Below are 25,857 nucleotides of genomic sequence, written 5' to 3' on the forward strand. Positions count from 1 at the left end.
TATTCCGGAGGCCTGAATGACCATTCTCAAGCACCTTTTTTCCCCGATCCAGATCGGCCGGATGACGGCCAAGAATCGACTGCTCATGTCCGCCATGAGCATTAATTTCGGCGTGGACGAGAACGGCTACGTCACCGACCAGCTGACCGGTTACCTGGCGGCCCGGGCCAGAGGCGGCGCGGGCATGATCCTGGTGGGCGGCGGCGGCGTGCATCCGACGGGGTTGGAACTGCCCGGCCTGCCCGCCCTGTGGGACGACGGGTGTATCCCGGCCCTGAAAAAGATGGTTGAGGCGGTCAAACCGTATGACACCTGCTTCGGCGTCCAGTTGATGCATGGGGGTCGACAGTCCTACCATGACCGCAAGGTGGCGCCGTCGCCCATCCCTGCGCCGGCGGTGGTAAAGGGGACCCCCAAGGAGCTGACCGTCGAGGAAATCGCCGAACTGGTGGCCGCTTTTGGCGATGCCGCCCGGCGATGCCGGGATGCCGGCTTCGATTTCGTCGAGGTCCACGGCGCCCACGGCTACCTGATCAACCAGTTTCTGGCCCTTAATTCCAACCATCGTGAAGATGCCTATGGCGGCAGCTTCGACAACCGCATCCGCTTTTTCCTGGAACTGCTGGCCGACATCAAGGCCAAGGCCGGCGCCGATTTCCCCGTGGGGCTGCGCATCAACGGGGAAGACTACATCGACGGCGGCTGGACCCTGGCCGACGCCCTGCGCCTGGCACCGATTTTAGAACGCCACGGGGCGGACTACCTGCATGTATCCGCAGGGGTGTATGGGTCGACCCAGCTGACCATTCCTTCCATGTATGTGAAACACGGCTGCTTCGTGCACCTGGCCGAAGCTGTCAAGCAGGTCGTGGACATCCCCGTGGTGGGCGTGGGCCGGGTCAAGAGCCCGGAACTGGCCGACCGCATCCTCAAAGACGGGCAGGCGGACGTGGTGGCCATGGGCCGTGCCCTGATCGCCGATCCCATGCTGCCGGAAAAAGCCCGTGCCGGGAACCTGAACACCATTCGGCCCTGCATCGGCTGCTGCCTGGGCTGCATTCATGCGGTGCTGGCCCTGGAGCCCGGTTCCTGTGTGGTCAATCCCGATGTGGGGCGCGAGTATTTGATGGACGCGGACGAAAAGGCTGCGGAGCCTAAGAACGTGCTGGTGGTTGGCGCCGGTCCTGCCGGTCTGGCGGCTGCCCGCATGGCGGCCATGCGCGGCCACCGGGTGACCATCGCCGAAGAAAAGGGCCGTGTCGGCGGACTGCTGCGGCTGGCCGCCCTGGCGCCGGGGCGGGGCGAGATCATGGATGTGATCGATTTTCTGACTCTTGAAGTTGAACGACTGGGGGTGTCGTTGCGGCTCAATACCGCCCTGGATGAAGCATTGCTGGAAGAACTGAATCCGGAGGCGGTGGTCCTGGCCTCGGGCAGCCTGCCGGACATGCCCATCATCAAGGGATTGTTCAAGACCCGGATGGATCTGTGCACGGTGACCGAAGTGCTCGAGGGAAAAATCACCGGGGACCGGGTGATCATCCTGGGCGGCGGCCAGGCCGGGCTGGTGACGGCGGACTTTTTGGCGGAAAAGGGCCGCGAGGTGGCGGTGCTCAATCGCAAGCGCCACTTTGCCGATGAGATGTCAAGCAACGACCGTTTTTACCTGAGAGAACGGCTCAAACGCGACCGTGTCCATCTGTTCAAGCAGGTGGCCGTAAAAAAATTCACCGACGATGGCGTGACCTTTACCACCGCGGGCCATGCGACCACCCTGGAGGGCTTCGACACGGTGGTGGTGGCCGAAGCCATGACCCCGGTCCGCGATGCCAAAACATTGCTGGACCGGCGGGACATCGATGTCTTCGTCATCGGGGATGCCAGGACGCCGCGGAATCTCATGCTGGCCCAGAGTGAGGCCGAGGAAATCGGCCGCAGTCTTTGAGGAAAGACGCAGCGGGAACCGGAGGTGACCGGTCCCCGCTTTTTTCGACGGGTTAGATCCTGAACTGGTCCACCATTTGTTTGAGATTCTCCGAAAGTTGGGAAAGCTCCTGCGCGCTGAGGTTGACCTGGGAACTGCTGGTGGACATCTCGTTCATGGAGGTGCTGACATCGGAGATGTCCCTTGAAATTTCCCCGGACACCGAAGCGCTCTGGTTGACGTTTTCATTGACCTCCTGGATCCCCTGTGAGGCCTGGGCCACGTTGGCGACGATTTCTTTGGTGGCTGCCGATTGCTGCTCGACCGCAGATGCAATATTGGTTACCACATCATTGACGTCGGTGATGACCTCGGTGATTTCGGTGATCTGGCCCACCGTCATGGACGTGGTCCCCTGAATGTCTTCGATTTTCTCCTTGATGTCCTGGGTGGCGTCGGCGGTCTGTTTGGCCAGTTCCTTGATCTCGTTGGCCACGACGGCAAACCCCTTGCCGGCTTCACCGGCGCGTGCCGCCTCGATGGTGGCATTGAGGGCCAGCAGGTTCACCTGTTCGGAAATGTCCGTGATGGTCTCGATGACTTTGCCGATAGAATTGGCAGCCGTTCCCAGCTGATCCATGTTGGCCGATGCGTTGGACGACTTCCGGGCCGCGTCATCGGAAATTCCCCTGGCTTTTTCCGCATTTTGTGCAATTTCACCGATGGTGGAAGACATTTCTTCGGATGCCGTAGCCACCATATTGGTGTTGGTCGCACTCTCTTCCATGGCCGCGGCCACATTGTTCATGTTGGCGTTCATCTCTTCGGCCGCTGCAGATACGGTGTTGGACTTATCCGAAACCGTGTCGATACCCTGGGTCATTTGGGTGGAAATGGCCCCCAGTTCGGTTGATGCGGAAGAAAGTGTATCCACTCCGCCGGCAATCTGTTGAAGCATCGTTCTCAGGGAGCCGGCCATCTGGTTGAGGGCTTTAACGAGTACGCCGATCTCATCGCTACGGTTGTCGTGCAGTTGCTGCGTAAAATTTCCGGTAGACATGGTTTCGGCCAGCGTAACGGCCTTGCTCAGGGGGGTGACAATGCTGCGCGTCAGGAAAAATGCCACGGCGGCGCCCATCAAGATGGCAATGGCCGTGATGGTATAGGTCAGGTTGAGCGCCCGGTCGCGGGACCGGTTGGCATTTTCCATAAATTCATCGGCCTTGGACTGGGCAAATGTCTCGAACGCATTAATCGCCTTAACAATGGATTGGACATGGGTGGCCCCTTTACCTTTGGTAATGGCCGCCGCACCGGCCCGGTCGCCCTTGCGCATCAGGTCGATCACCTCCGCACGGATGGGCCGCCAGCCGACCATTTTTTTATTCAGATCTTCAACCTGTTTCTGGTCGCCCAGAAAGCGCTCTCTCAAGACCTCTATCTGCGTGGCTATTTCGTTTTCAAAACCGGCGATTTTTTTGAGCTCTGCATCATAGGCGGAATCGGTTTTCGCCAGGGCGACATCTTTCATCGCCCGGTGAATTTTGACCAGGTCGGTTTCGACTTTGACAATCGCCTTGGTGACGGCATACGGATGGCGATAGAGTTTTTCTGTCATATCCGATAGCTTCTGCATGTTGTATCTGCCAACCAGCGCAATCACGGCGGTGAGCAGCAGGACGGCCGTGAACCCGATGCCCAATTTGACACCCATTTTAAGATTATTGAATTTCATGGAACGCTCCTTTCAGTGGTGGGGAGGGATATCGGCCGACGGTTCAAAGCCATCATCCATCGTCTTTGTCGGGAATAACTCCGGAATCCAAAAAAGAAACAGAAGCCGTTTCAAACACTGTTCGCCAGTTATCGGTTGCTAGGATCCAGACTTTAGGAAAACTACTTAGGTGTTGGTTCGTTGGGATGTCCGCTTGCTATAAGACGCAGGAGATAGTCCTGCTCCTTAAATTTTCAGTCGGTTTGCGTTTTTGGCGCAGAACCGGTTTGTCGATCCCGCAATACGCAGCCGGAAAAGACAGACCTTCAGGTGGAACCCCACGCCCGATCAGGGAAACCCGATCCCCCCTGCAGACGCTTGCCCCCCGGACAGGTTTAAGATATGGTAACATTGTTGTCGGATCATCTGCCCCGCCGCACCGGCCAGCGCGATCAGGACAGGCAACCGTTGCGCTGCCGGACAAGAGGCAGCGACTGAACCCTTTTTGCCGAAGGGGGGTAAAGGCATCATGGACCCGGTCATCATCCCCATCGACGGTGTTCTCGATCTGCACACCTTTGCGCCCGGCGAACTCAAGGACCTGATGCACGATTATATCGATGCCTGTCTGGAAGCCGGGATTCATGACCTGCGAATCATCCATGGCAAGGGCAGCGGGGTGATGCGTGCCCGGGTACGGTCGCTGTTGAAAAAGGATCCGCGGGTCGCGGCGGTCGAAGATGCACCGGCCGATGCCGGCGGGTGGGGCGCCACACTGGTCAGACTCAACAGAACTTGATACCTTGACAAAAGGACGGGGCGACGATGTTGAAAAAGATAATATCCGGAGGACAGACCGGCGTTGACCGTGCGGCCCTGGACGTGGCCATGCGACTGGGCATCGCCCATGGCGGGTGGATTCCCAGGGGACGCCTGACCGAAGACGGTCCCCTGCCGCCTCACTATCAACTCCGGGAGATGCCCACGGAGGACTATGGCGCACGAACGGAAAAAAACGTGCTGGCCGCGGACGGCACCCTGATTATCAGCCGGGGCAGGCTCACCGGCGGCAGCGACTATACCCGCAAGATGGCATTGAAACACGGCAAGCAGCTGCTGCATATCGACCTGAATCTGGGGCAGCGGGCCTCGGACGCCGGGTCGCTGGTCGCCTCCTGGGCTGAGATGAACCGCATTGAAACGCTGAACGTGGCCGGTCCCCGGGCCAGCCATGACCCGGGCATCTACATGGACGCCATCAATATACTGACCCACGCCCTGCAATGAGTGATATTCCATCAAACGGCGACATCGTCGAGGGGGTCGTGACCGCACGGCCGTGCGACTGCTGCGGGCATCATGAAGTCGGAATCGTCACCGCTGCCGGCGACTATCTCCCGCTCAGGCCCGGCATGCAGGTGAGAATCCTCCGCCAGGCGGAGGCGGAGGATGATGAGCCGGTGGGGTAATCGGTCAGCCACAAACCAAAAAGGGGCCGCTTTTTTAAGCGAGCCCCTTTCGAGTTTTTATTGGTGGAGCTGAGGGGGATCGAACCCCTGACCTCATGACTGCCAGTCATGCGCTCTCCCAGCTGAGCTACAGCCCCGAAAACGAAAACGCAACCTAACAAAATCGGTTTTTCCTGTCAACGCAATTTTTCGCTTCCCGGCGACTTCCTGATTTTGACGCCGGGTGCACCCGATGGGAAAGCGTTGCCGGCCCTGCCTGCGCGGATGGCCAGAACAGGCAGGGCCCGGCGGGAAACTGTTGACAAAATGTGCGCCAGCACTTAATGTCAATCGTTTGAAAAAATGGGATATTTTGATGTGCCGGGCCAATGCTGAAGGGGGCGGCGACGCCCCCTGTCACGGGTGGCGCCTTTTATCGGTTCCGGTGGCAGCAAAAAAAACAGGGAAACGACATATAATATCGGGAGCCTGCAAGGGGTCCGGTCCAATATCTACAAAAAATGAGGTCGTGAATGCTCAACGTGATGCGCAAACATGCTGGCAGCTGGATGATCAAAGTAGTTCTGTTCGCTATCGTAATTGTCTTCGTTTTCTGGGGGGTGGGCAGTTTCCGCTCTCGTGAAGCATCCAAAGTCGCCACCGTCAACGATGAAATCATCACGGTGGTTGATTACCGACGCGCCTACAACAATATGCTCGATCAGTATCGCCAGCGATTCGGTTCAAGTCTCAATGACGACATGATCGAGATGCTTCAAATCAAAAAACAGGCCCTGGATCAGCTGATCGACCGTAAACTCCTCCTGCAGGAGGCTGAACACCTGGGGCTGCGGGTTTCCGACTCAGAAATTGCCGATTCGATCATTAATACTCAGGTTTTCCAGAACAACGGGTCTTTTGACAACCGCCGTTACCGACGTCTTCTTGCACAGGTGCACCTGACTCCGGAAGAGTATGAAACCGATCAGAAACAGGTTCTTCTTGGAGGAAAACTCTCCCGCATTGTCATGGGCGCCGCAAAGGTGTCCGACCAGGAGGCGCGCCAATGGTATGACTGGCAAAACGCCTCCGTGAGCGTTGACTATGTCCTGTTTGAGCCGGCACGCTACACTGGTATCGACCCCTCCGAAGAGGCGATTTCCACCTATTTCGACGCCAACAAAGAAACATACAAAACCGACCCGATGGTCAACGTCAGATACGTGGTGTTTGAACCGGACACCTACAGGGACCAGGTTACGGTGGATGAAGACGAACTCCTGGATTACTATGAGACCAACCTCGCCGAATTCAAAACAGAAAAAACAGTAGAAGCCCGGCATGTGCTGATCAAGCTGGACGCCAACGCCGATGAAGACGCCGACCAGGCGGCTAAATCCAGGGCGGAAGAGGTCGCCAAAATGGCCCGCGCCGGCCAGGATTTTGCCGAACTGGCCCAGACCTATTCCGAAGGCCCCACAAAGGACCGGGGCGGTTATCTGGGCAAGTTCCAGCGCTCGCAGATGGTCAGGCCTTTTGCCGACCAGGCGTTCTCCATGGCTGCCGGTGACGTCAGCGATCCGGTCAAGACCCAGTTCGGTTGGCATGTCATCAAGGTGGAGTCCGTGGAAGCAGCCTCGACAAAGACCCTTGAGGAAAGCAAGGACCGGATTGTCAAAACCCTTACCGACAGGAAATCGAGAAACCTGGCCTATGACACCGCCGAGCAGTTCTACGAAGGCTGTTTTGAGAAGGATGACCTGGTCAACAACGCCAAGACCTTCAAGCTCGCTGTAATGGAAGCCGGCCCGTTCAGCCGTGTCGGTCCGGAAGTGCTGGGCACGGGCAAAGGGGCCTTTGCCAACGCCGCGTTTGCACTCAAGGCGGATGAAATCAGCGACATCCAGGATATCGACGGCCGCTACTACCTTATTCAGCAGACGGAGACCATTGACGCCGCCATTCCCGGGCTTGAGACAGTCACTGAAAGGGTGAAAGCGGATCTGACCAAGAAAATACAGGCCGACAAGGCCAAAGCCGATGCCGATGCAATGGCGGCCGCGCTGAGTGAAGGCGGCGCGTTTGACCAGATTGCCGCCCAGCGCGGCGCAACGGTCAAGAATACCGGCCTGTTTGCACGCAGCGCAGCGATACCTGATATCGGCTCCGATCCTGAATTCTCAGAAGCAGCCTTCCAGCTCTCCTCGGTCGGCGACACCAGCGGGCAGCCGGTAAGGGGCGGAGCCGGCTTCTACCTGATGCGGCTCGCGGAGAGAAAAGCACCTGATGCCGGAGCTTTCGAATCGGAAAAAGAAAGCATCAGAAGTATGCTTCTCAGGCAAAAACAGAGAACCGTGTTCCAGGATTGGATCGATTCACGCAAAGCCGACAGCCAGATCATCATCGAAGAGGCGTATCTGGAGTAGCAGGCCGCCTGTCGCAAAATTGTTCTCCGGCGCCGGAAAGGAATAATGGGGATGATATGAAAAAACCGCGCGATGCAGTCGACCCAGGCAGTCCCGGCAGCGGATTTATCTCCAAAAAGTGCCCGGAATGTATGGAGTACATGCCGCTGAGCGCGGAAGTGTGCCCTGCGTGCAAGCTGCCCGTCGGAAAGATCAACAAGCACGGCATGGCTTCCCGGAAAACGGACTGGAAAGGGTATGCGACCGCCATCGCTGCCTGGCTTTTCTTCTTCTTTTATATCTGGTGGGCGTTTATCAGAGAACAATGAAAGACCGGGTATGAGTCTTAGGCCGCAGGAGATTCATCCCTTTTTTGGCGTTGGTATGCCGCGGGGCCCCTGTAGATCGGGCCGGCGGCATTGCTTCCGACATTCATCCCAGCCACGCCTGTTTTCAAACTGCGGCATTGATATGGACCTCCCCGCGGTTTCCACAAAAAAAATACTTCCATTCAAAAGCAATCGAATAAAACCCTTTACTTCAACCGTGGATGAAAAATTGCTCAAAACAAGTGTTGACAATAAGGGAGAAATATAATAGGCCTCAGACTAAATAGCTAAATTTTTAGCTAAAACCGCTTTAACAAGGAGGCTCGAGCTGATGAAAGATGTTCAAAAGGAACTATTAGCGATTTCCACTGCGCTATCTTCTCTTGTCAAACAGGTAGAAAAAATGGCTGCTGCCATTGAAAAGGGAAGCGGAAAAGCGGCACCGGCGAAAAAGGTGAAAGCAGTAAAAAAGGCCAAGGCACCGGCAAAGAAAGCGGCGGCAGTAAAAAAGACCGCGGCGCCGAAAAAAAAGGCCAAGGCCCCTGTGAAAAAAGCCAAGGCGGCACCAAAAAAGAGGGCCGCAAAAAAGACAGCACCGGCCGCCGCAGCACCTGCGTCAGGGACGACGATGCTTGACAACATTTTTGGGATGATCAGCAAAAGCCGAAAAGGAATTACCGTAGAACGCCTGAAAAAAAGAACCAATCTCGAAGCCCGGCAGGTGAGCAATGCCCTGTACAAACTGACCAAAAAAGGGAAAATTGAGACACTCTCCCGGGGTGTTTACATCAAAAAGAAAAAGTAACCTTTTTCACCAGGGTTCAAACCACAGCACAAACCGGCACCAATCAGCAAAGCCTTCCGGTTGCGGCATCCAGACAGATGACGCGGAAGGCTTTTCTCTTTCATGACGATCATCCTCCCGCGCATTGCCATTCGCTATCACTGTATTACTATCTGATGTGTTCGATTACCCTGTAGCGATCAAGAAAAGGGACATCTATGATTCATTTCTGTACGATTGGATTCACGAGAAGCGGTGCGGTGAGGCGTCTGTCGGCTGCGTTAGCGGTTTTTCTGCTCATGGGGTGGTGGGCACCCTTCGTGGATACCGCCGCCTCGGCCGCAACACAGCTAGCGGACCCTGCAGGAATCCTGCAAGGGGAAAGCAAGGGCCGGGCATACCAGACCTGGCCCCATGAAAAAAGTGACCTGGAACCTGATCCGGCAATCCGGTTTGGACGGCTTGCCAGCGGTTTCCGATACGTCCTCATGGAGAACAACCGCCCGGCGGACCGGGTCAGTGTCCACCTTTATATCGGCGCCGGCAGTCTGAATGAAACCGATGCACAGCAGGGCATCGCCCATTTTCTCGAACATATGCTGTTCAATGGATCCACCCATTTCCCTCCCGGTGAACTCGTTCGCTATTTCCAGAGCATCGGCATGCAATTCGGAAACGACGCCAACGCCCACACCGGTTTCGATGAAACCGTGTACGACATCATTCTGCCCACCGGCGATGAGGAGAGCCTGAAAAAGGGGCTGCTGGTGGTCAGGGATTACGCCATGGGAGCGTTGCTGCTCGAAGAGGAAGTCAAGCGGGAAAGTGGGGTTATTCTCTCGGAAATGCGCTCCCGGGATTCGGTGTCCTACCGGACCTTTAAAGCCTCACTGGCGTTTGAACTGGGGGACCACCTGATATCCAGACGGCTGCCGATCGGTAAGGCAGAGATAATCAAAAATGCGGACAGAGCACTTCTCAAACAGTTTTATGATGCCTGGTATCGGCCGGACAACATGGTGCTGGTCCTGGTGGGAAATTTTTCCACGCCCATGGCCGAAAGGCTTATCCGCACACAATTTTCCGATTTCGCCCCCAGAGCGTCAGCCCCGGCGGCACCCGTCCTTGGCACCATCAATCATACCGGCCTGAAAATTTTTCACCACCATGAACCGGAAGCGGGGGGGACCACGGTGAGCCTGGAAGTCATCCGTCCCCTCGTGACGGTCCCGGACTCCCTCGCCCTTCAGCGACGGGAACTGGTGGCGGAGATGGGGGACCAAATCGTTCAGAATCGTCTTGACGACCGGTTGAAAGCACCGGAATCGCCGTTCACGTCTGCTGCTGTCGGCTCCGGCAGTTACCTGAATCGCATCCGCTACGCCGAAATTTCAGCGGACAGCGCCGCTGATCGATGGGAGCAGACCCTTGCCGTCCTGGAGCAGACGCTGCGACAGGCCAGGCTGCACGGTTTTTCAGAAACCGAACTGGCGCGTGTAAAAAAAGACACCCTGAAAATGCTCGAGAACAAGGTCAGGGAAGCCGCCACCCGAAACAGCACGGCGCTGGCCAGGGGCATTGTCCGGGATCTTTCCGACGACCGGGTCATCCTTTCTCCCCTGCAGGAAAAAGAGGCCCTGGCCCCCATGATCCACGATATTACATTGGCTGAAGTCCACCAGGCGTTCAAAGAGAACTGGCCCGACGACCATCGCCTGGTCCTGGTCTCCGGAGACGCCGACTTGAAGACGATATCCCAGAAAGCGCCGGAAACGCTGATCCGCGATGCCTTTCTGGCGTCGGCAAGCACCGTGGTCCATCGACCCGAGGTTGAGGCGGTCGGCGCCTTTCCCTACCTGCCGATGCCTGAAGATACCGGTTCGATTGTATCCCGGGAGGTGGTGGACGACCTCGGTATCACCCGCATTCGCTTCGCCAACGGTATCCGGGTCAACCTGAAGCACACCGATTACAAAACCAACGAGGTCCTGGCCAATCTGATTTTCGGTCAGGGGCAGTCGGCGGAGCCCGGCGGCCTTCCGGGACTTTCACTGCTGGCCGAAGCCACCATGGATGAAAGCGGTCTGGGACAGATGGGATCCAATGAACTGGCCCAGGCCCTGGCCGGCAAAAGCACCTACGTGGATTTCAGGATCACGGAAACCCATTTCAATCTGTTCGGTGAGACCGTTTCCGGAGAAGTGGAACTGCTTTTTCAGTTGATTTACGCGAACCTCACGGACCCCGGTTTCCGTGAGGATGCACTGGCCCTGGCCCGTGAGCGATTGCGCCGGGAGTATGGGGCCTTTTCCCGGTCCATCGAGGGGATGATGCGGATCGAGGGGCTGCGGTTTCTGGCCGGAGGAGACAATCGATTCGGCATGCCGTCGCTGGAGCAGATCCAAGCCGTTCAGCTGGATGATATCCGGGGCTGGATTGCGCCTCGCCTGAACCGTGCCCCTCTGGAATTGTCCGTCGTCGGCGACTTTGACGAAAACCAGGTCATCGAACTGGCCCGGCGATACCTGGCGGCCCTGCCCCCGAGGGACCAACATGTTGAAGAACCCGTGAGTGACCTGCCCCGCCTGCCCTCGGGAACGGTCAAGCGGATCGACGTGGATACCCAGATCCCCAAGGCCATGGTCGTTGCCGCCTGGCAGACGGAGGATTTCTGGGACATAAACCGGACCCGCCGGCTGTCTGTCCTCGCCGATGTGTTTTCCGAGCGTCTCAGGCAGCGGATCAGGGAGAAACTGGGCGCATCCTATTCCCCCTATGCCTTTAACCGCGCCAGCAGGGCTTACGCCGGCTATGGCGTTTTTCAGGCCTACATCAACGTGGCTCCGGAACAGACCGACACCGTCCTGGCGGAAGTCAACGCCATTGCCGGCGACCTGGCCCGCAACGGAATTACAGCGGATGAACTGGCCCGTGCGGTGGATCCCATTCTCACCTCGATCAAAGAACTGCGGCAGACCAACGGGTACTGGCTCAACAGCGTCATGACCGGCTCGGAACGCCATCCCCAGCAACTCGAGTGGGCCAGAAGCTTCCAGAGCGACTATGCCGCGGTCACCACCGGGGAACTCGCCCTGCTCGCCGCGACCTACCTGACCGATGAGCGCAGTGCGGCGATCATTATTCAGCCGATGCAGAAATCCGGGAGCTGATGTGCGGGGCTGAAGTCGGCCGCCAGACGATGGAAACCTGAGAACTGGGCTGGGATAACCCGGGCCATGGGGAAATAAGAATTGGTTTCGGAGTCTATCCAGTAAGAAGGCCGGGGTGATTCCCGGCCTTTTTTGCATGGTTTCTCAGCCAAAAACGCTTGTCAAACGAACCAAACTGATTAATCCCTGGCTTTTTGCGGTTCACGGTTCACGGATTCCATCAGCTGCCGTCCTCCTGCACCTTTACTTCTTCCAGGAGCGATTCCAGCCGGGTGATGAAGCTGTCAAACTGCCACTTTTTCACCGAGAACACCCACGGATTCAATTCGCCGTTGAGTTCGCGGGCCGTTTTCGGCGCCGGTGCGTCCGTATCCGGCGCCTGCGTTTCGACATCGCCCGTTTTTTCGTCTTGCTGGACCGGTTCATCGGCCGCACCCGCTTCCACTTCGCTTTCCCCGGCGCTCACCCGCAGGGTGTAGCGGCCGCCGGCGTCGGCTATGGGGAAAATGGAAATCTGCCGGCCGTCATAGAGCTGGTAGACCAGGCGGAACGATTCCGATTCGGGCGAAGGCGGATTTTCACCGGCGGGCCTGACGTCGTCCAGGGTCAGGGGGGAGAGGGCGTCGACAACCTGGTCGATTTTTGCCGGGTCGGCCGTCCTTCCCGCCGGGACGGGGGTCAACCGGGGGGCCTCATCTTTTTCCGGCCGTTTGAGGGTATACACCGGGGGCCGGGCGTCGCCTGAATAACAGACCACCGACGCCACATCGTCGGCTTTCACGTTCAGGATCTCTTTTCGCAGCCACTGGGCAGGCGCCGTCTTCAGGAAACGGAAACTGCCGTCCACGAGAAAAATGGTCTCGGCATCGGCTTTTTTCAGATATTGCCCGCCGCTTCCACCGCCATCAGTTTCACGGGGTTGTCCCAGCGTGACATCGGCGAGGATATTTTCCGATTGATCCCTCAGGATAATCTGCTTGCCGGCACCCGGTGTGTCCGGGGCGGACGGTGTCACCAGGGAGAGCCGGATCAGGCTCTCGGGCGTCGCGGAAAAGCTGCGGCCGACTTTAAGCCGGGAGAGCTTGACCACCGTGTCCCTGAGTTCATCGAAATCGGCCGGATATCCATTGCGTTCTTCCACCTGCCACACCTTTTCGCCTCTGACCAGGGTCACCCGGTTTTCAGCATCGGCAATGGTAATGCCGGCCACCTGGTTTACCGGCAGGTCGGCAAATAACTTGGCACCCATTTTGACCGTTCCGGTCTGATTCTGCTCTCCGAATCGAAGCAGCGAGAAGGCCACCAGAACCCCCGCCGCCACCAGCAGTATCAAAAACGTCTTGCCTTTCATCGATCATGCCTTTCTTCTTCGGGTGAATGCGAAAATGATCCCGCCGATGCCGATAAGCAGCGGGACAAGGAAGATATTGACGAACTTGACCGTCTTGCCGAGCTGTTCGATATCGGCCCGCAGGTTTCGCCGGACAATCTTCAGTTCCTTGCTTATTTTGAGCTTTTCTTCCTGGAACCGGGCGATCTCTTTTTCCTGTTCTTCGCTCAGGATGGCGCGCTGGGAGGCATCCTTCTGCTGATCGAGCACGCGCAGTTTCTCGTTGGTTTCCTCCACCTGGCGGACCAGGGCCTGCTCCCGGTCGAGCCACCGGTCCTGGGCCTTGCGCTCCAATTCCTGAACCCGGGTGAAGGGCCGTTCGAAGGTGCCCCGGGACCGGATGCTGATCAGGGCGGGGTCGCCGGTCAGCATTTCGCAGGTGTTGAGCATGAAGTTCAGGTTGTCGTTGAAGATGTTGGACATGGTGAAGCCCAACAGGTTCTGCTGGCTCAGGTAGTAGCCGTCATACAGCAGGTCGCTGTCCGCCACCACCACGATGACAGCGGCTGACGTGCCTTCCTTCAATGGGGCTTGGGATGGCTCGGGGTCCGTCTCGGGCACGTCCTCGCCGGCTTGGGGGGCCGCCGGCGGTTTCCCTTCCGGAAACGCGGTCTTGAACGTGCCCGAGATGCGCACGGCCAGGTTGCGTGCCTCCCCCGACGGTTTGAAGTCCCGCCGCAGGGCCGCCACATCCATGTTGTGGGCGAAGGCGTCCACTTTTTTGTTGTTGGTACTGGTTTGAATCAGGGACTCGACGGTATAGGCGCTGTCCGGCATGGCCTCGATGGCGCCGGCAACGGGCAGCAGCATGGACTCCAGGTTGGCGGTAATCAGGTTGTCCGCGTTGAAGGCACCGGCCTGGGCGGAAAGCCACAAGGGGTTGATTTCGACCTGGTTGCTGCGATTCCGCAGTCGCGTGGCGTAGGTGTAGTCGGCCACGGCCTTTCCCGTTTCCATGGAAATGCCCCAGGCTTTGAACAGGGATTCGGGTATTGAGCCGCCGGGCCCCATGCGCGGGTCGTCCATCAGCGACAGGGGGTCGGCAAAGACAATGGCGTTGCCGCCGCCCAGGATATACTGATCCACGGCAAACGCCAGGCCGTCTGACATATTTTTGGGGTGGAACAGCACCAGCAGCCCCGCCGCCGGGTCGATGCGCTCGGCATCCGGCTGCACCTCGATCAAGTCGTAGGTCTTGCGCAGCTCCTGGATGAAAAACCAGGGCTCCGAACCGGGGCGGGATCCGCCCATGCCCATGTTCATGGGCGGGCTGCCGAACACCGGCAGGCCGCTGAACACGGCAATCTTCATGCGGTCCGTCGTTTGCACTCGGGAGATGATGCGGGTCAGATCATACTCCAGCCGCGTCTCCTGGGTGGGGTCGATGAAGGCAATGGCCGCTTCCTGGTCGGCGGCCAGGGCGACCAGCCCCAGGTACACCTGATCGCCGGCTGGCAGGCTGATGCCTTTCATGCCGTATTTGATGGCCCACTCCTCCTCTTCGGAATCGGGTTTGGGATCGTAGACCTCGACTGAAATGCGGCCTTTTCCGTATTGTTCGTACTCGGAAAGAAAATCGATCACCCGCTGGGCAAATGTCTTTATGTGGGACGGGATGTTGACCACGTGCTTGCTGTAAAACACCTTGATCACCACCTCCTGGTCCAGTTCGGCAAGGATGGTCCGCGTTCCCGGGGACAATGAATACAGATTGTCTTCGGTGGCGTCCCACCGCAGGGTCGTGCGGGATAAAAGAATGTTCACCAGCACGATGATGACGAGCACCAGCAAGGCGCTGCCGGCCGAAAATGCAGTTTTTCCAATGCGTCTTTTTCCATCGCTCATGGATTCAGGCCTCCTTTATGCCGATTCCCGGTTTTGCAGAATAACACCGTTGACAAAGATCATGAAGACCATCACCGACAGGTAGTAGAGCAGGTCCCGAACGTCCAGCACGCCCCGGGCGATCGAGGCGAAATGCGAAAGAACGCTGGTCGATGATACGAGATCCACCAGCCACGCCGGCGCCCAGCCGGACAAAACCGCGGTTACCGGTGCGAACCCGGCCAGGATCAGGAACAGGCAGGCCACCACCGCCAGAATGAAGCTGACCACCTGGCTCCGGGTGAGCGCCGAGGTCATGCTGCCGACACTCAAAAACGTGCCGGCCATGAGGAATGAACCCACATAGGCGCAAAAAATCACTCCCAGATCCGGATTGCCCAGGAACATGACGGTCAGCACCAGGGGAAAGGTCAGTGCCAGGGCAATGCCGATAAAGAACCAGGCGGCCAGGAATTTGCCCAGGACGACATCGGTGACCGTCACCGGCAGGGTCAGCAGCAGTTCGATGGTTCCCAGCCGGCGCTCCTCCGCCCACAGCCGCATGGCCACGGCAGGCACAAGGAACATGAACAGCCACGGGTGCCACTGGAAGAATCCTTTCAGGTCCGCCTGTCCGGCTTCGAAAAAGTTGCTGATGTAGAAAGTGAAAAATCCGGTCAGGAGGAGAAAGATCACGATGAAGACGTAGGCGACCGGGGAACCGAAATATCCGGCCAGTTCGCGTTTCATGATGATCCGTATGTTTCTCAAAAAATTACCGTTCTGCATGGGCCGCTCCATTGGTTGTTGATTCCTTGAAAAGCTGGCAATTGATCAGGAGGACGGTCGATCATTTGCCGGTGGTGATATCACGAAACACATCGTCCAGCCGGCCCTGTTCGACGAAGACCGAGGCAATGGTCGCCCCGTTCCGGCCGACGGAGGCGATCACCCGGTCGGCAACCGGCACCGCCGGGTCGCCGGGGAAGATGCGCAGGGTCGTCCGGTCGGCATCGGCATCCACCACCGAAACCGATGCCACTCCGTCGAGTGTGGTGATCTCTTTTTCCAGGCCATCGCGTTCCGCCCCCGTAACGGTAAGGACAACGGACCCGTGAAAGCCCGACCGTTGTCGAAGCCCGTCAGGGGTGTCATCCGCCACCACCTTGCCGTCCGCAATGATGATGGCACGGCTGCAGACGGTGTCCACCTCGTCGAGGATGTGGGTTGAAAAGATAATGGCCTTGGTTGCGCTCATCTCCCGGATCATCAGGCGCACTTCATGTTTCTGATTGGGGTCCAGCCCGTCGGTGGGTTCGTCGAGGATCAGGTATTCGGGGTCGTGCAGGATGCTCTGGGCGAAGCAGACCCGCTGCTTGTAGCCCTTGGACAGGGTGTTCACCGCCTGATGGCGGACGCCGGTCAGAAAACATCGCTCCAGGGTCTCGCCCACCCGCTGTTTTCTGGCGGCGCCAGAGAATCCGCGGATGTCGGCACAGAAGTCCAGATAGCGGATGACCGTCATGTCCGGGTAGACCGGTGCGTTTTCAGGAAGGTACCCGATTTTTTTGCGGGCGGCGATGGATTGGGTCAAAATGTCGTTGCCGCCGACGATTACCGTCCCGTCCGTCGGCGGGAAAAATCCGGTGATCATTCTCATGGTGGTGGACTTCCCCGCGCCATTGGGGCCTAAAAAACCAAGTATTTCGCCCTTTTCCGCGGTAAAGGAGATGTTGTCCACCGCCAGATGACTGCCGAACTGCTTGGTCAGGTGCTTGACTTCAATCATGGGTGTGCGGTCTCCTTGGCCTTTGAATTGACTGGTGGCAATGGCAGCACGCCGCCTGCCGTGTCGCCGTCGCCGGCGTGCAGGGCCTGCAGGGGGCAACACTGTGCTCACGGGTGGTGCGCTGTATGGTGACAACAGGCCGGAAGATGACGGGAATACTCACCCGGGCCCGAAACGGCGGCCTGCAAAATCATGAAAAAATAATATTTGATCGTCACATGTCAAGTCTGTTCGCGAAGCGCCACGGGACAACTGAATCCGGATTAAATATCTGCCGCTGTCCATTTTTCGGACATGCCGGTGGAAGCGACCAGACCCGGAGGGCCGACGTCTGCGTCCGGACCCAGCGCCAACTTCAAAACAGCCCGTTTCGACCCGGTGGGCCAGCTTTTGCGAATGTCGGGCAAATCGTTGCCCCACAGCGGTCTATAGCGGACGACAGGGGCCGGTCAACGGCCTGTTTTCAAGGATTTTTTCTTGACAAAACGACCAACGGCCGATAGAAAGTCGCAAGATTTACCTCCCGTGATTTTTACTCATGGGCGGGATTGCCTCCCGCCTTAACAATTTACACACGCAGGTATCGTTAACGAACGCGGCGTGTTCGAAAATGGAGCCGCATGGGCCCTGGGCCGATGCGGCGACTGGCGCAGGGGTTTTAAGTTTAATCGGTTATGGTTTCACCACAGAAATCATCACACAGCGGTTGACGGAGATTCCATGAGTACCAAAGATGAAAAGGCGAAAGAGGTGATGGATGAGGGTACGGCACATGCCAAAGGGGGCAGGGATACCGGGGCCGGCGGATTTATCATCCTGTTCTTCATCATCGGCTTTGCAGCCAGCATGGTGTTGGGGTGGGTGGTTTTTCCCCAACTCCTTTATTCCCAGAAGCAGCAACCGTTCAATTTCAATCATGCCCTGCACGTAGAGGAAGTGGACGAGGGCTGCGAAAGTTGTCACTTCTTCAGGGACGACGGCAGCTTTTCAGGAATTCCCAAGCTGGCTCAGTGCACGGATTGTCATGAAGAGCCCATGGGCGACACCGAAGATGAAGAGATTTTTGTCGAGCAGTATGTTACCCGGGACAGGGAAGTGCCCTGGTTGTCATACTCCCGCCAGCCGGACTGCGTGTTCTTTTCCCATGCCGCCCACGTGATCGGCGCCAAGATGGACTGTGTTTCCTGCCACGGGCACATCGGCGAATCCGAAAGCTCCAGGCCATACGAATACAACCGGGTCACCGGCTACAGCCGGGACATCTGGGGCAAGAACATCGCCGGATTCAAGAAAAACAGCTGGGACCGCATGAAAATGGATGACTGCGCCCAATGCCACAAGGAGGCGGGAATCGTTCACACCTCCAGCGTTCAGACCGAGCGCGATGCCTGTTTTGTCTGCCATAAATAGGGGTAACGCGAAATCACGAACCGGAAAATGATTGCAGCATCTGTTTTGCATATAAGGTGAGGGGAAATTCATGAAAGTTGACAGAAGAAGTTTCTTGTCGTTCGTAATCGGCGGCGCAGCAGGTACGGCCCTTTCGCCATTGCCGTGGAAACTGATGGATGATTCTTCCATCTGGTCGCAGATGTGGCCCTGGACACCGGTGCCGCCGGACGGAGAAGTGGTTTACGAAGATTCCACATGCTCCCTGTGCCCGGGCGGTTGTGGCATCTCCGTTCGCAAAGTCGACAATCGGGCCGTTAAAATCGAGGGCAAGCAGGGCCACCCCGTCAACGACGGCGGAATCTGCATTCTGGGACTTTCCGGGCTTCAATTGCTCTACGGCCCCACCCGCATCAAATCGCCCATGAAGCGAATCGGCGAGCGGGGAGAAGGAAAATGGCAGAAAATTTCCTGGGACGAAGCCACCGCCATCCTGTCGGAGAAACTCACCGATATCCGCAACAAAGGCGAAGCCCACACCGTGGCGGCCATCACCGGGGCGGACAGCGGAACGGTGCCGGCGTTGATCGAGCGTTTCATGACCGCCTACGGGTCGCCTAATTTCATGCGTATGCCGTCCCACCGGGATGCCGATGAACTGGCCGTGAAAACCCTTTTCGGTGCCAATGGCCGAATCGGTTTTGACCTGGAAAATGCCGATTTTGTCCTCAGTTTCGGCAGCGGTATCGTCGACGGATGGGGATCACCGGTTCGCATGTTCAGGGTCAGCAGCCAATGGAAGGAAAAAAAGACCACCGTGGTTCAGGTGGAGCCGCGTCTGTCCAACAGCGCAGCCAAAGCCACCCAGTGGGTTCCGATCAATCCCGGGACCGAGGCGGACCTGGCCCTTGGCATCGCCGCATACATGATTGACCACAACCTGGCGGCCAACGCCGCTGTTTCAGGGTTGAGCAGCTGGAAAGCCGATCTGCTGGCCAGTTACGATATTGAAACGGTATCACAGACCACCGGGGTGGCCGCCGATGTGATCGTTGCACTGGCCAAGGGCTTTGCAACGGCCAACCGGCCGCTGGCGCTGTGCGGCAGGGGCAAGGGCCTCGTGGCGGGGAGCCTGCGGGAAACCGTCGCGGTTTATGCCCTCAATGCCCTGGCCGGCAATATCAACCAGGACGGCGGCATGTGGGCCGTCCCCGAAGCCGACTACATCCAGTGGCCCGATGCGGCACCCGATCAGCTGGCGTCGGCCGGCCTTGACCAGCCGCGCATCGACGGTGCCGGTGCGGGCCGCTACGCCAATGCCCGGTATCTGCCCAACCGGCTGGCCGAGGGGATCAACGGCGGCGGGCCCTACCCCTTGCAGGTCCTGCTTGTGGCCGGCGCCAATCCCTGCCATGACCTGCCTGACACCCAAAGCGTCCAGGCCGCTTTTGCGCGCATTCCTTTTATCGTCAGTTTTTCGTCCTTCAGCGATGAAACCGCTGCCATGGCCGACCTGTTGCTGCCCGACCATGTTTACCTGGAACGCTATGAGGATGTTTCCGTGGGCGCCGGTCTTGCCCGGCAGGTCATCGGTTTGAGCAAGCCGGTGGTGTCTCCGCAATTCAATACCCGCCACCTGGGCGAAACCATGATTGCGACGGCCAAGGCCATGGGCGGATCCATTGCCGATGCGTTTCCCTGGGACGACTATGAAACCTGCCTGGAGGAGACCCTGGCGGAAAAATGGGATGCCCTCATGGAAGAAGGCGTGTGGGTGGAAAGCGACATCGACCCCGTAGCCAGCCGGGTTCAGCTGGCTGGAATGGATGCACCGGCCGTTCAGGCCGAGGGTGATGTGAACAGCTTTCCCCTGCTGCTCGTACCGTATGACTCCATTCGAATTTCCAGTGGCACCGCCGGGGAGCCCCCCTTCATGATCAAAACCGTTGCCGATACCGTCATTAAAGGCAAGGACGGCTTCGTTGAAGTCAATCCCCAGACCGCCAGCGCCGCCGGTCTCGACGAAGGCGCCCTGGCAACGTTGACCACGCCCCGCGGCGAAGTTCAGGTGCGGATCCACCTGTTCGAAGGAATCCGGCCCGGCGTGGTCGCCATGGCCAGAGGACTGGGCCACACCGCCTATGACGGCTACATGGCCGGCAAGGGGGTCAACGTCAACGAACTCATCGGCCCCGTTGAGGATCCGTCCTCCGGTCATGACGCAGCCTGGGGAATCCGGGCCAAGCTGGCCAAAGCCTAACCACCCTGACATGAGGTTCTGATGAAACACGAGCAGAAACACAACCCGCCCATGAGATACGGAATGGCCATCGATCTTGACAAGTGCACCGGCTGCGGCGCCTGCATGGTGGCCTGTATGTCCGAGAACAACGTGCCCTTCAAGGAAGATGAATCCAATAAGCTGGACAGCATCACCTGGATACGCGTCTACAAGCTGACCAACAATAAACCCTACCCCGATACGGAAATCTGCTATCTTCCGCGGCCCTGCCAGCACTGTGAGGGGCACGGGGGGCACAGTCCCTGCGTGTCGGTGTGCCCGGCCACGGCTACCGACTACAGCCGGGAAACGGGCATCGTCAGCCAGATTTACACCCGCTGCTTCGGTTGCCGCTACTGCATGGCGGCCTGCCCTTACCACGCACGGTATTTCAACTGGTGGGATCCGATCTGGCCCGACGGCATGGAAAAATACCTGAGTCCCAATGTGTCACCCCGCATGCGCGGTGTGGTGGAAAAATGCAGCTTCTGCTTCCACCGCTATCAGCTGGCCAAAAACAAAGCCTACCTGGACGGCGAACGCCGGGTGCCCGAAGCGGCCTACCAGACTGCCTGCACCCAGGCCTGCCCGGCAGGGGCCATTGTCTTCGGCGATCTCAACAACCCGGAACACCAGGTGAGCCAGATCGTCAAGCCGGACCCCAAAAACGGAAATAAATCCAGGAACCCCAGGGCCTTCAGACTCCTGGAACGGCTGGGGACCAACACCAAGGTGTACTACCTGTCCAGCAGGGAGTGGGTCCGACGCGCCGGCGACAATTACCTGGCCCACGAGAAAACCGGGCAGGTTTCCCAGCCGCACCATTAAAAGCGCCATGGCGGTCAAGGCTTTTGCGCCGGAGACATAAGACAAGAACGGTAAACCGTACAGATCAAGGAGTACTTACCCTATGGATTCTGCTTTAATACCCAAAGGAGTCAAGCGTTGTCCCATGTGGCAGTTCCTCCTGGGACTGGGCATCGTGGGCGCTGTCCTGGCGTGGGGCGTTTACGCCATGCTGTTGTGCTGGTTCAAGGGCCTGAACCAGACCAACATGAATGATTACTACGGGTTCGCCCTGTGGATCTGGGCGGACCTGGCGGTCATCGCCCTGGGTGGCGGTGCATTCTTCAGCGGCCTGCTCAAATACATCATCGGCAAGGACGAACTGAAGCACATCATCAATTACGCCGTGCTCATCGGCTTTATCTGCTACAGTTCCGCCCTGCTGATCCTGGCCATCGATATCGGCCAGCCCCTGCGCGGGTGGTTTATTTTCTGGCACGCCAACGTGCACTCCATGCTTACCGAGGTGGCCTTCTGCCTGTCGTGCTATTTTTCGGTGCTGACCATCGAGTACATCCCCTTGATTCTGGAAAACCGCCAGCTGGACAAGGTGCCCTTTTTTCACAACCTGAGCCACAACATGCACGAAGTCATGGCCGTTTTCGCCGCGACCGGCGCCTTCCTCTCCTTTTTCCACCAGGGCTCCCTGGGAGGCGTGGCCGGCGTGCTCTTCGGACGTCCCTTTGCCTTCCGTGAAGGGTTGCTCATCTGGCCGTGGACGTTTTTTCTGTTCACCTGGTCCGCCGCCGCTTACGGTCCCTGCTTTACGCTGCTGATCACCTGGATCACGGAAAAGGTGACCCGCAAAAAGCTGGTCAAGGACAACGTGGTGGAATTGCTGGCCAAGATTTCCGGCTGGATGATCTTCACCTATACCATTGCCAAGACCTGCGATTTCACCCGCTGGGCCAATATCACGGCGCCGGGTCTGGGACAGACGCTGACCGATTTTTATACCGGTAACGCCCTGTACGGCTACTGGATCATCTTCGCCGAGATCGTTCTGGGCGGCCTGGTCCCGGCCATTATCCTGATCAGCCGGCCGTTGAGAAAGCGACCCGCCTGGCGGGTGACGGCTTTCCTGCTGGCCGTGATGGGGGTTTCCCTGAACCGCTGGGTGATGGTGCTGCAGGTTATGGCCATTCCGGTCATGCCTTTTGACAACTGGGCCCTGTACTATCCCAGCTGGCAGGAAGTGGCCACCACCATCCTGCCCGTGGCATACGGCATTATCCTGATCATGATTTCCTACCGCTATCTGCCGATCTTTCCCCAGGAGGCCGAGCTGAATCCACTCGAGGACGAGGGCGGAGCAGCAGTGGCGGCACAGATGGAATCCACACCGGACCTGGAACCGGCAAAAGCATAGCTTGTTTGAGGAGGAGAAAATATGTTCCCTTTCAGTTTTGAATGGATCTGGGACGCCGGTCACCTGGTATTTCACGGCGGCCTCTGGTATGCGTTGAATATTATCGGCCTGGGCATGACCTACTGCGTGGTCAAAGCCGTCATCGACGCATCCAAGGGAAAGGGCGATCACGGCCATCATTAAGTCCCTGTCCCGCTGACCTGCTTCCAAAAAATCAAAAAGCGTTTTTCCCGGATCTCGGTCCAGGGAAAAACGCTTTTTGCATTACTTGCCGCCTTCAGGGCCTGTGCCCCGCAGAATCCCGCCGAATCCATGTGGCGGAATCCCGTTTGATGCTTATTGTAAAACTTATTCGACGCAACCATCCAGCGTGCCGGCGGCGGTTGTTCAACCGATCGGCTGCAAGGAGTGATCCCATGTCAACCTTCCCGACCCCCGATGATTTCAGGACCGTTCTCAGCATCGACCCGCTGCTTGATTTCTGGCGCGAAAAAGTGGCGCCAAAGTGTCCGCATATGGCCGAGATGTTCCGGGTTTTCGAAGAAAAGATCCAGAAAACCCCTGATTTGAAGGGTGATATTGATAGTCCCGAAGTGGCCGCCCGGTACACGGATATCCTTTCACCGCTGATGAGCGTGGCCTTTCCCTCATCCACCTGGGACACGGAGATCAGCGCGGCATTCACCCCTTTTCAACACCAGGCCATCTATGGCACGCCGGCCTATCACCGGCTGCTTTTCGATCCGTCCGGAAAGATCGCCGGGCATTTGAAAGGCCAGCACCATACCCTTGACTTCCAGCGCGTCGTTCGTGCCTATGCCCTGATTCTGAAACGTCTGTACGGGATTGATCAGGGGATCCACAGCCCCCTGATCCGGATCGTGACCGATCCGACCACCGGCCTTGAGCGCCATTTCCAGATCACCCCCGATTTCCAGTTTGTCCAGGTGGGCACGGTGGGCAAGCCGCCGGTGCTGAACGACCGCGAGCGGGAACGGGTGATCGAGCACATTGCCAACCCGGATGTGCTCACCACCCTGCTTCCGCCAGGAAACTTCATTTTCAGGGGCTTTGCCGTGATGCGTGCGGTTGACGTCACCGAATCGGAAATTACATCGGCTCTCGAGCGCGACCTCATCGATCAGGAATCGATTTTTTCTGCCGACGGATTCAAGCGCCTGCAAAGCCGGCTGCGCACCCTGTTCGGCCAGCCGGAGCTCAAAGCCAGCCTGGCGGCGCTCCAGGGTGACAAAGTGCTGATTCTCAACGACGGGCACACCTCCGAGGCCAACTGCCTGTTCACCAATTCGAGCCATATTCCGCTGACGGATCTGAAGCATTCGGTATGGCTTCAGTCCGTGGAGCACGCGGATATCCTGCGCATCCCCGACCTGAGCAAAGAACCCAACCTGTGTCCGGCCGAGCAGGAGGCCGTCGACCATGGCGTGCGCGCCATGCTCATCGCTCCCCTGTCTTTCGGCGGTGAGGCCATCGGTACATTCTGGGTCAAATCCAACCGGGCCAACGGTCTGGGTGCCGTGGACATCGAGAAGATGCGTCACCTCGCCCCCCTTTTTTCCATGGCCCTCAAACGCGGTCTGGATGATATGAACAACGAAATCCAGGCCGTGATCAAGGAAAAATGCACCGCCGTGCACCCGTCCGTGGAATGGCGTTTCCGCAGTGCCGCCGTGGAACACATGGAACGGCTGCGCCAGGGCAAGCCGTCTGAAATGGAGCCGATTGTTTTCAAATCGGTGATTCCGCTCTTCGGCCAGTCGGACATCCGCGGGTCGTCGGAAGCCCGGGTGCACGCCATCCAGTCGGACCTGACCGAACAGCTGAGCCTGGCGGGAAATATTATGCGGCGGGCGGGCGAAATCAAATCCTGGCCCTTGATCGACGAATTCAGCTTCCGCATCGACCAGCGCATTGCCCGTATCAAAAGCGGCCTGTCCACCGAGGAGGAGAGTGGGGTAGCCTCCTTTCTGCAGCAGGATGTGGAGCCAAGTTTTTCCGAGCTTCGCGGCATCGGCCCTTCGGTCAGCCATGCCATCGACCGGTACGCCGAGGCCGTGGATCCGGTTACCGGGGTTGTCTATCGCAAGCGCAAGGCCTTTGAAGAGAGCGTCTCCAGACTCAATGAACGGATGTCCGGCTATCTGGACCAGCAGCAGGCCGAGGCCCAGCAGATTTTCCCCCATTATTTCGAAAAGCACCAGACCGATGGCATCGATTATGTGATCTATCTTGGGGCCTCCATGCACCCGACAGGGGTGCACAGCGTTTTTTCCCTCAACAATCTGGCGCTATGGCAATTCAAGGTCGCCTGCGGCATGGCCTGGCACACCCGCCAGATTCAGCCCGCGCTGAAGGTGCCGCTGGATACCTGTCACCTGATCCTGGTCAACCACGCCCCGCTTTCCATACGTTTCCGCTACGACGAAAAGCGGTTTGACGTTGACGGTGCCTACGACGTGCGCCATGAAATCATAAAATCCCGCCTGGACAAGGCCATGGTCAAGGGCGGCCGTGAACGCCTCACCCAGCCGGGCCGGATCGCCATCGTCTACGCGCACCCCAAAGAAGGCAGGGACATGCGGCGCCACATCGACTACCTGCAGAACCGCGGGTATCTCCTCGATGATATGGAACCCATCGACCTGGAAGATCTGCCCGGTGTACGGGGCCTCAAGGCCCTGCGTGTCGGAGTCAACCTGGAGGCCGCTGCTGCCGTACAAGGTGACCGCGAGATGGTCGGGTGAACGGCCGGCGGCTTGGCCGTTGGGGCGGGGGCACCCGTTCCTCCCCTGCGCCTTCAAGGGGTCAGCTGAATGCCGCAGCGTTTCGTGCGGTTCCAGACCGTCACACGTTTGACCCCCCAGGATCCGGGCCGGCCTCGGTCCGGTTGCCGCCGGACTGCTGAAGGGCGCTGATCAGTTGCCGGCGCCAGGTTTCCTCGCGACCTATGGCCGACTCCCGTTTCGGCCCGCTCCCTGAAGCGCCGCTGATATCCCCTTTGTGGTTGGCCAGGCCGTGGTTCCCAACCGCCACCCCGGAGGACTGCCGGGGTGGGTGGTCGACATGAAGGCCAAGCTCCCGTTCAACCGCGACACCGGCAGCATCATCGGCGGGCATGTCCGCGGCGGAGCGTCCACCGCGGACATGGTCAATATCGTGGCCGCTGCCAGCTAA

Annotated in this window: 20 protein-coding genes and 1 tRNA gene; 14 read left to right on the top strand and 7 right to left on the bottom strand. The window is 58.3% G+C overall.

The window, feature by feature from the left end; translation table 11 throughout:
• The first annotated feature begins 16 nt into the window (after positions 1 to 16).
• A complete protein-coding gene (locus DSCA_RS28595) occupies positions 17 to 1,945 on the top strand; it encodes an oxidoreductase (protein WP_155319687.1) in 1,929 nt (642 codons plus the stop codon).
• Positions 1,946 to 1,997: 52 nt separating this feature from the next.
• Here the strand turns inward: DSCA_RS28595 and DSCA_RS28600 are convergent, their stop codons facing one another.
• A complete protein-coding gene (locus DSCA_RS28600; RefSeq protein ID WP_155319688.1) occupies positions 1,998 to 3,659 on the bottom strand; it encodes a methyl-accepting chemotaxis protein in 1,662 nt (553 codons plus the stop codon).
• A gap of 508 nt (positions 3,660 to 4,167) precedes the next feature.
• Between DSCA_RS28600 and DSCA_RS28605 the strand changes: the two genes are divergently transcribed.
• From DSCA_RS28605 to DSCA_RS28615, 3 genes are read left to right on the top strand one after another with little or no spacing between them, the layout of a single operon-like run.
• The gene (locus DSCA_RS28605; protein ID WP_155319689.1) at positions 4,168 to 4,437 is read left to right on the top strand and encodes a Smr/MutS family protein; all 270 of its coding nucleotides are present in this window, start codon (positions 4,168 to 4,170) and stop codon (positions 4,435 to 4,437) included.
• A gap of 26 nt (positions 4,438 to 4,463) precedes the next feature.
• On the top strand, positions 4,464 to 4,925 hold the full coding sequence (locus tag DSCA_RS28610; protein ID WP_155319690.1) for a putative molybdenum carrier protein: 462 nt from the start codon (positions 4,464 to 4,466) through the stop codon (positions 4,923 to 4,925).
• Complete coding sequence (locus DSCA_RS28615) at positions 4,922 to 5,107, top strand: hypothetical protein (RefSeq protein WP_155319691.1); 186 nt, start codon at positions 4,922 to 4,924, stop codon at positions 5,105 to 5,107. Before DSCA_RS28610 ends, DSCA_RS28615 begins: the two co-directional genes overlap by 4 nt.
• 61 nt (positions 5,108 to 5,168) lie before the next feature.
• On the opposite strand, the gene DSCA_RS28620 is transcribed toward DSCA_RS28615, so the two are convergent.
• A tRNA-Ala gene (locus tag DSCA_RS28620) sits at positions 5,169 to 5,244 on the bottom strand.
• 387 nt (positions 5,245 to 5,631) lie between these two features.
• Between DSCA_RS28620 and DSCA_RS28625 the strand changes: the two genes are divergently transcribed.
• From DSCA_RS28625 to DSCA_RS32155, 3 genes are all read left to right on the top strand, one after another.
• Positions 5,632 to 7,512: a SurA N-terminal domain-containing protein gene (locus DSCA_RS28625; protein ID WP_269434693.1), complete on the top strand. Its 1,881-nt coding sequence runs from the start codon at positions 5,632 to 5,634 to the stop codon at positions 7,510 to 7,512.
• Between the two features lie 56 nt (positions 7,513 to 7,568).
• Positions 7,569 to 7,820, top strand: a complete 252-nt coding sequence (locus DSCA_RS28630; RefSeq protein WP_155319693.1) for a hypothetical protein — start codon at positions 7,569 to 7,571, stop codon at positions 7,818 to 7,820.
• Positions 7,821 to 8,151: 331 nt separating this feature from the next.
• A complete protein-coding gene (locus DSCA_RS32155) occupies positions 8,152 to 8,625 on the top strand; it encodes a hypothetical protein (protein ID WP_174784002.1) in 474 nt (157 codons plus the stop codon).
• On the opposite strand, the gene DSCA_RS33030 is transcribed toward DSCA_RS32155, so the two are convergent.
• A complete protein-coding gene (locus tag DSCA_RS33030) occupies positions 8,604 to 8,729 on the bottom strand; it encodes a hypothetical protein (protein WP_269434621.1) in 126 nt (41 codons plus the stop codon). The two genes, DSCA_RS32155 and DSCA_RS33030, sit on opposite strands and share 22 nt — an antisense overlap.
• Positions 8,730 to 8,822: 93 nt before the next feature.
• On the opposite strand from DSCA_RS33030, the gene DSCA_RS28640 reads away from it, so the two are divergent.
• Positions 8,823 to 11,774, top strand: coding sequence for a M16 family metallopeptidase (locus tag DSCA_RS28640; RefSeq protein ID WP_155319694.1), 2,952 nt, complete (start codon positions 8,823 to 8,825; stop codon positions 11,772 to 11,774).
• 220 nt (positions 11,775 to 11,994) lie between these two features.
• Here DSCA_RS28640 and DSCA_RS28645 read toward each other — a convergent pair whose 3' ends face one another.
• From DSCA_RS28645 to DSCA_RS28660, 4 genes are all read right to left on the bottom strand, one after another.
• Entirely contained in the window at positions 11,995 to 13,125 is a 1,131-nt protein-coding gene (locus tag DSCA_RS28645) for a DUF4340 domain-containing protein (protein ID WP_155319695.1), read from the bottom strand.
• Positions 13,126 to 13,128: 3 nt separating this feature from the next.
• Positions 13,129 to 15,009: a GldG family protein gene (locus DSCA_RS28650; protein WP_155319696.1), complete on the bottom strand. Its 1,881-nt coding sequence runs from the start codon at positions 15,007 to 15,009 to the stop codon at positions 13,129 to 13,131.
• Between the two features lie 15 nt (positions 15,010 to 15,024).
• Positions 15,025 to 15,777: an ABC transporter permease gene (locus DSCA_RS28655; protein ID WP_167527995.1), complete on the bottom strand. Its 753-nt coding sequence runs from the start codon at positions 15,775 to 15,777 to the stop codon at positions 15,025 to 15,027.
• Positions 15,778 to 15,838: 61 nt separating this feature from the next.
• Positions 15,839 to 16,777 (bottom strand): ATP-binding cassette domain-containing protein, encoded by a 939-nt coding sequence (locus DSCA_RS28660; RefSeq protein ID WP_155319697.1) that lies wholly within the window; start codon positions 16,775 to 16,777, stop codon positions 15,839 to 15,841.
• A gap of 720 nt (positions 16,778 to 17,497) precedes the next feature.
• On the opposite strand from DSCA_RS28660, the gene qrcA reads away from it, so the two are divergent.
• From qrcA to DSCA_RS28685, 6 genes are all read left to right on the top strand, one after another.
• Positions 17,498 to 18,187, top strand: a complete 690-nt coding sequence (qrcA, locus tag DSCA_RS28665) for a menaquinone reductase multiheme cytochrome c subunit QrcA (protein ID WP_155319698.1) — start codon at positions 17,498 to 17,500, stop codon at positions 18,185 to 18,187.
• A 70-nt stretch (positions 18,188 to 18,257) separates the two neighbouring features.
• Positions 18,258 to 20,426, top strand: a complete 2,169-nt coding sequence (gene qrcB / locus DSCA_RS28670; protein ID WP_155319699.1) for a menaquinone reductase molybdopterin-binding-like subunit QrcB — start codon at positions 18,258 to 18,260, stop codon at positions 20,424 to 20,426.
• Between the two features lie 21 nt (positions 20,427 to 20,447).
• The gene (gene qrcC, locus DSCA_RS28675; RefSeq protein WP_174784003.1) at positions 20,448 to 21,275 is read left to right on the top strand and encodes a menaquinone reductase iron-sulfur cluster-binding subunit QrcC; all 828 of its coding nucleotides are present in this window, start codon (positions 20,448 to 20,450) and stop codon (positions 21,273 to 21,275) included.
• A gap of 82 nt (positions 21,276 to 21,357) precedes the next feature.
• Complete coding sequence (gene qrcD, locus DSCA_RS28680) at positions 21,358 to 22,662, top strand: menaquinone reductase integral membrane subunit QrcD (RefSeq protein ID WP_155319701.1); 1,305 nt, start codon at positions 21,358 to 21,360, stop codon at positions 22,660 to 22,662.
• Between the two features lie 21 nt (positions 22,663 to 22,683).
• The gene (locus tag DSCA_RS32070; RefSeq protein WP_167527996.1) at positions 22,684 to 22,845 is read left to right on the top strand and encodes a hypothetical protein; all 162 of its coding nucleotides are present in this window, start codon (positions 22,684 to 22,686) and stop codon (positions 22,843 to 22,845) included.
• A gap of 233 nt (positions 22,846 to 23,078) precedes the next feature.
• Positions 23,079 to 25,427: a GAF domain-containing protein gene (locus DSCA_RS28685; RefSeq protein WP_155319702.1), complete on the top strand. Its 2,349-nt coding sequence runs from the start codon at positions 23,079 to 23,081 to the stop codon at positions 25,425 to 25,427.
• The last annotated feature ends 430 nt before the right edge of the window (positions 25,428 to 25,857 follow it).

This window comes from Desulfosarcina alkanivorans (genome assembly GCF_009688945.1).
GTDB classification, from domain to species: domain Bacteria; phylum Desulfobacterota; class Desulfobacteria; order Desulfobacterales; family Desulfosarcinaceae; genus Desulfosarcina; species Desulfosarcina alkanivorans.